8 protein-coding genes are annotated in these 5,979 nt (G+C 60.0%); 3 read left to right on the forward strand and 5 right to left on the reverse strand.

All coding sequences use genetic code 11. The annotated features are described in order from the left end of the window. Positions 1–793, forward strand: a 793-nt coding sequence (locus OQK_RS01945; protein WP_016770869.1) for an alpha/beta hydrolase, incomplete at its 5' end; no start/stop codon positions are given. A 178-nt stretch (positions 794–971) separates the two neighbouring features. On the opposite strand, the gene OQK_RS01950 is transcribed toward OQK_RS01945, so the two are convergent. Further along, positions 972–1,541 (reverse strand): elongation factor P, encoded by a 570-nt coding sequence (locus OQK_RS01950; RefSeq protein ID WP_003226785.1) that lies wholly within the window; start codon positions 1,539–1,541, stop codon positions 972–974. Positions 1,542–1,589: 48 nt separating this feature from the next. Next, the gene (gene earP / locus OQK_RS01955; protein WP_016770870.1) at positions 1,590–2,732 is read right to left on the reverse strand and encodes an elongation factor P maturation arginine rhamnosyltransferase EarP; all 1,143 of its coding nucleotides are present in this window, start codon (positions 2,730–2,732) and stop codon (positions 1,590–1,592) included. Positions 2,733–2,857: 125 nt separating this feature from the next. On the opposite strand from earP, the gene OQK_RS01960 reads away from it, so the two are divergent. Both OQK_RS01960 and OQK_RS01965 read left to right on the forward strand, forming a co-directional pair. Further along, the gene (locus tag OQK_RS01960; RefSeq protein WP_016770871.1) at positions 2,858–3,274 is read left to right on the forward strand and encodes a hypothetical protein; all 417 of its coding nucleotides are present in this window, start codon (positions 2,858–2,860) and stop codon (positions 3,272–3,274) included. A gap of 2 nt (positions 3,275–3,276) precedes the next feature. Then, positions 3,277–3,759, forward strand: a complete 483-nt coding sequence (locus tag OQK_RS01965) for a GreA/GreB family elongation factor (protein WP_016770872.1) — start codon at positions 3,277–3,279, stop codon at positions 3,757–3,759. 9 nt (positions 3,760–3,768) lie between these two features. On the opposite strand, the gene cysB is transcribed toward OQK_RS01965, so the two are convergent. The 3 genes from cysB to OQK_RS01980 all read right to left on the reverse strand — a co-directional run. Beyond that, a complete protein-coding gene (gene cysB / locus OQK_RS01970; protein WP_016770873.1) occupies positions 3,769–4,743 on the reverse strand; it encodes an HTH-type transcriptional regulator CysB in 975 nt (324 codons plus the stop codon). A 113-nt stretch (positions 4,744–4,856) separates the two neighbouring features. Then, entirely contained in the window at positions 4,857–5,360 is a 504-nt protein-coding gene (locus OQK_RS01975) for a universal stress protein (protein WP_016770874.1), read from the reverse strand. Positions 5,361–5,457: 97 nt separating this feature from the next. Further along, positions 5,458–5,979, reverse strand: a 522-nt coding sequence (locus OQK_RS01980) for a 5'-nucleotidase (RefSeq protein ID WP_038860424.1), incomplete at its 5' end; no start/stop codon positions are given.

Genomic DNA, 5,979 nt, shown 5'->3' on the forward strand with positions numbered 1-5,979 from the left:
CGAGAAGACCATCCAGGTCGATGGTCAACCGCTGAGCCTGACCATCGTCCGGCCGGCCGGGGTCAAGGGTGAGCTGCCGGTGTTCATGTTCTTCCACGGCGGCGGCTGGGTGCTGGGGGACTTCCCGACTCACGAACGTCTGGTGCGCGATCTCGTGGTCGGTTCGGGGGCGGCGGCGGTGTTCGTCAATTACACCCCTTCGCCGGAAGCGCATTACCCGGTGGCGATCAACCAGGCCTACGCTGCGACCAAATGGGTGGCGGAACACGGTAAAGAGATCAATGTCGACGGCAAGCGCCTGGCCGTGGCCGGCAACAGCGTCGGCGGCAACATGGCCGCAGTGGTTGCGCTGATGGCCAAGGACAAGGGCACCCCGGCGATCAAATTCCAGGTGCTGCTGTGGCCGGTGACCGATGCCAACTTCGACACCGGTTCGTACAACCAGTACGCCGAAGGGCACTTCCTCACCCGCAACATGATGAAGTGGTTCTGGGACAACTACACCACCGACGCCAAGCAGCGTAACGAGATCTACGCTTCACCGCTGCGCGCCACCACCGCGCAACTCAAAGGTCTGCCGCCTGCACTGGTGCAGACGGCCAGCGCCGACGTGCTGCGCGATGAAGGCGAAGCCTATGCACGCAAACTCGACGAGGCCGGGGTTCCGGTAACGTCGGTGCGCTACAACGGCATGATTCACGATTACGGTTTGCTCAACGTGGTCAGCCAGGTACCGGCGGTGCGTTCGGCGATGTTGCAGGCGTCTGAAGAACTGAAGCAACACTTGAAGTAACCACCGTCCCATTGTGGGAGCGAGCCTGCTCGCGAAAGCGTCCTGTCAGACAACATGCCGTTGAATGACACACTGCTTTCGCGAGCAAGCTCGCTCCCACAGGGTTCCGAGCGTTTCTAACAGGCACAAAAAAACCCGACTCAATGGTCGGGTTTTTTCTTTCCGCAAAAAGCAGTGCTTACTTCGCACGACCTTTGTAGGAACCGCCTTCGCGGGTATCGATCTCGATCATGTCGCCGATTTCGATGAAGTCGGCAACCGACAGCTCGGTACCGTTCTTCAGTTTGGCAGGCTTCATCACCTTGCCGGAAGTGTCACCGCGAGCGGAGCCTTCGGTGTAGTCAACCTGACGCACGATGGTGGTCGGCAGTTCTACGGAAACCAGACGCTCTTCGAAGAACACGGCTTCGCAAACGTCGGTCATGCCTTCTTCAACGAAAGGCAGAACGCTTTCGATGTCTTCGGCGTTCAGCTCGTACATGGTGTAGTCAGTGGTGTCCATGAACGTGTAGGTGTCACCGCTGATGAACGACAGGGTGGCTTCTTTACGATCCAGGATCACGTCGTCCAGTTTGTCGTCCGCACCGTAAACGGTTTCGGTCTTGTAACCGGTCAGCAGGTTCTTCAGCTTGGTCTTCATGATCGCGCTGTTACGGCCCGACTTGGTGAATTCAGCTTTCTGAACCAGCCAAGGATCGTTGTCGATACGGATCACGGTACCGGGTTTGAGTTCTTTACCAGTTTTCATTGCGAATATCCGAATTTGGATGGGATTTACAAAAATCTAGGCCGCGTATCATATCCAATTTACATAAAACTGTACCAGCGCCGTGGCAAGATCCGCCTGCAAGGCCTGTTCCAGACACCATGCTTCGGCGTTCTCCTCGAGTTCCGGCCAATGATTTCGCACCGCCAGCCAGTGCTCGCCGATCGGTTGCCCGGCACTCCACGCTCGCCACAGACCGTTCATCGCCTGCGCCGCAGCGGGTGAAAGGCCGTGAGTGTAGAGCGCGAGAAAAGCATCGAGCTTGTCCAGATGGATGTCATCGTCCTGCTGATAGATGTGCCAGAGCATCGGCCGCCCCGCCCATTGCGCGCGAACGAATGAATCTTCACCGCGCACCGCGTTGAAATCGCAGCACCACAGCAGATGGTCGTACTGATCCTGACGGACGAACGGCAGCACCTGCACCGTGAGCGAATCGCGCACGTGAATCGCGCCGACCGTCAGGGTTTCCACCTCCAGCCAGCGCGCCACATCGCCGAGAATCCGTCCTTCCGGCACCAGCAGGTGAGTCGCCTGTGCATCGGCCGCCAGCACATCCAGCCAACTGGCCAACCCGGCATTTTCATAAGCAAACAGCGAGATCAGTTGCGCATCGGGCGCAGGATCAATGCCCAGGCCTTGCAGGAAATGTCGCTGAGCCGGCCGATCCTGCTGAAACTGGCGACGCTGTTCGAGCAGTCCGCGTTCGCGCAGCAGGCCACCGGTGCCCGGCTTGAAGCCCGGAAAGAAGAAGAACTTCTGCACCGTTTTGTATTTTACCGACGGCAAGCCGTGGCAGCCGGTAACCCAGTCTTCGGCGCTGAGATAATCGAGGTTGAGCCACAGCGGTGGCGTTTCCCGTGCGGCCATGCTGTCCATGTAGTCGGCGGGCAACTGACAGGCGAAGGCGGCGATGACTACGTCGGCCGCCTCGGCGTGCAGCCATTCGCTCGGCCACTGACGCACCTCGACGCCCTGCTGCCATTGCTGCACAACATCGACATTGATCTCAGGACAGAGGCGCTCGAACGCGCGCAGATCATCCACCCACAGGCGCACCGGCAAGGCATGCTCGGCCACCAGTTGCCGGGCCAGGCGCCAGGTCACGCCGATGTCACCGAAGTTATCGACCACGGTGCAGAAAATGTCCCAGCGGGCTTTCGCTTCAGGCATGCCGTTCTCCCGTTGGCAAAAAACCTCGATTGTCCGCATAAATGCGCTCGCGCAGAAGAGCCGACGGCGATTAATCTTCGTGCGACAATCGCCGCTTGCCCGCAACCATCCGCCAGGAGGCCGCCATGCCCTACCGTCCCAATCCCCGTCGTCCCTTGCCTGTTCAGCTTAGCGCGCTGCATCTGACCGGCAGCATTGCGCTGGGCCTGTGGCTGGGGTTCCTGGCGATTGCGCTGACCTGCTGGCTGCTTTCGCGCTTTATCTTTCCCGAGCAACTGGCCCCTGTCGCGCAAGCGGTGCAGCAGCGCGTCAGTCCGCCGGCTGTGGCGCCCGTGCAGGTTCAGCCGGACATTCCGCCGCAAAGTCCGCTGTTCCAACAGTACGAAGAAAACCTGCGCAAGAATGAACAGCAGGCCCGACTGGATCAGGCGCGCGCCAATTCGCGTAACGCGTCCAATCCGAAATGCCAGTTCTGGCTGCAGCAGGACCAGACCGCGCCGACCGAAAAGAGCCGCGCCAACGTTTTGCAATTCTGCGATTGATCATGAACAAACACAGCGTCCACCAATTGATTCTCGACAAGCTGCGCATCGACCTCGACATCGCCGAACGCGCCGCGCAAACCGCTTACGAAACCGCGACCCACGAAGAAAACATTGCCGAAAACAAGTACGACACGCTGGGGCTGGAAGCGTCGTATCTGGCGGCGGGTCAGGCGAAACGGGTCGAGGAGATTCGTCAGTCACTGGCGCTGTGCCAGAACATGACGTTACGCGCCTACGATGAAAACCGCGGCATCGAAGTCGGCGCCCTGCTCGGTCTGGAGGACGAAAAGGGTCGCGAGCAATGGCTGTTTCTGGCGCCGGATGCGGCGGGGCTGAAAGTCGACGTGGTCGGTCAGCCGATCACCGTCATCACCCCACGCTCGCCGCTGGGCAAAAGTCTGCTGGGCAAGTTCGCGGGCGATGAGGTGGAGATTCTGGTGGCGGGCACCCGGCAACAGTTTGCTGTCACCGAGGTGCTCTGAAGCGGGTGCTTAGTGAACGGGCAGTTCGACGCCGTCGAACAGCTCTTCGAGCTCTTGCTTGTTGTGGCACTGAATGGCCTTTGCCATGACTTCGCGGGTCAGGTGCGGGGCGAATTTCTCGATGAAGTCGCACATGAAGCCACGCAGGAAGGTGCCGCGACGGAAACCGATCTTGGTGATGCTCGACTCGAACAGCTCGCTGGCATCCAGCACCACCAGATCGTTATCGAGTTTGGTGTCGACCGCCATTTTAGCCACGATGCCCACGCCCAGGCCCAGGCGCACGTAGGTTTTGATCACGTCGGCGTCAGCAGCGGTGAACACCACTTTCGGCGTCAGGCCACGATGGCTGAAGGCTTCGTCGAGCTTTGAACGGCCGGTGAAACCGAACACGTAAGTGACGATCGGGTATTCCGCAAGCGCTTCTAGGGTCAGCTTCGGCAGCTTGGTCAGCGGGTGGCCATGGGGTACGACCACGCAGCGGTTCCAGCGATAGCACGGCATCATCACCAGATCACCGAACAGCTCCAGCGCTTCAGTGGCAATGGCGAAATCGACGGTGCCGTCAGCGGCCATTTCGGCGATCTGCATCGGCGAGCCCTGATGCATGTGCAGGGCCACGTCCGGGTATTGCTTGATGAAATTGCTGATCACCGGCGGCAGCGCATAACGCGCCTGGGTGTGGGTGGTGGCGATCGACAGGGTGCCCTTTTTCTCGTTGGAGAATTCCTGGGCAATCTGCTTGATGCTTTCGACTTTGCGCAGGATCTCGCCAGCGGTGGTGATGATGCGCTCGCCGGCCGGGGTGACGCGGGTCAGGTGCTTGCCGCTGCGGGCGAAGACTTCGACGCCCAGCTCGTCTTCCAGCAGGCGGATCTGCTTACTGATGCCCGGTTGCGAGGTGTACAGGCTTTGAGCGGTAGCGGAAACGTTGAGGTCGTGGTGCGCCACTTCCCAGATGTAGCGCAGTTGTTGAAGCTTCATATCAATCCCTCAAAGCAGGTAGACGCCACGGGCATCAGCGACGGTATATAACTATATTAATGGTTCGAAGAATAAATCTAGAACTTTTTTATCAAAACGCCATTATTCCTGCTTCAACGATCCTCACGCCGCCGGCGTTCCATCAGCGGCACCAGATAGACCGGCACCTTGGCCAACTGCAGGACCCGCGCCGCCGTGCGCCCCAACGGCGTTTCCGCGCCGACGCCATGGCTGTGACTGCCGACGATCAGCAGATCGACCGAGAGCTTGTGCACCTGATCGAGAATCACCTGCGACGGGTCGCCCTGCAGCACGCGCACCGCGCGAATGCGCTGCAGATCCTGTTCGCCGTCGTCCCCCAGTTCTTCACGAAAGCTGTCGAGCACCCGTTGTTCGATATTGGCGATGACTGTTTTCAGACCCTGACTATGGAATTCGTTCAATGCCTGTTCGTCGAGATAGCTTTGCAGCACCGACTCGGCAAACAGGCCCATGGGTTCCACCGCGTGTACTACATACAGATCGGCATTGAAGGTGCGCGCCAAGGCCAGGGCATGCTGCATCACGAACGGTGCGTACAGACCGAGGTCGGTGGCATACAGCATTGAGCGAATCATGGGACCTCCTCGCGAGCCAACGATGGCGGAGATTGATTCAGCTTAGCAGTGCCTTGGCGAGTACGACGTGCGACGCAACGTCCTGAATGAAAAGGCTCTAGATCGGCGGTTCGTTGCTGATGCCATGGGGCACATGGCCGGTGGCGACCACTTCGCGAGCCAGCTCGCAATGACCGGTCTGGTCATCGAAGAACACGTCAGCGGCGAAGGCTTCGAGGAACGCCGATTTGGTCAGGCCACCGAGAAACAGCGACTCATCGAGGCGGATATCCCATTCCCGCAAGGTGCGAATCACCCGCTCATGGGCCGGCGCCGAACGCGCGGTGACCAGCGCCGTGCGGATCGGGCAATCGTCATCGGGAAACTCGCGCTGCAACAGATTGAGCGCTGCCAGAAAGCCCTTGAACGGCCCACCGCGCAAAGGCTCGCGTGCCGATTCGCGTTCCTTGGCCTGAAACGCTTCCAGGCCGCCGGACTGATAGACGCGCTCGGACTCGTCCGAGAAGATCACCGCATCACCGTCGAAGGCGATACGCAATTCATCGCTGGCCGCGCGGCTGGCGCCACCGGAGAGAATCGTGGCGGCGGCGAACCCGGCGTCCAGCGCGGCACGCACGTC

Origin of the sequence: Pseudomonas sp. R62 (assembly GCF_000257605.1) — a bacterium.
Lineage (GTDB): Bacteria > Pseudomonadota > Gammaproteobacteria > Pseudomonadales > Pseudomonadaceae > Aquipseudomonas > Aquipseudomonas atacamensis.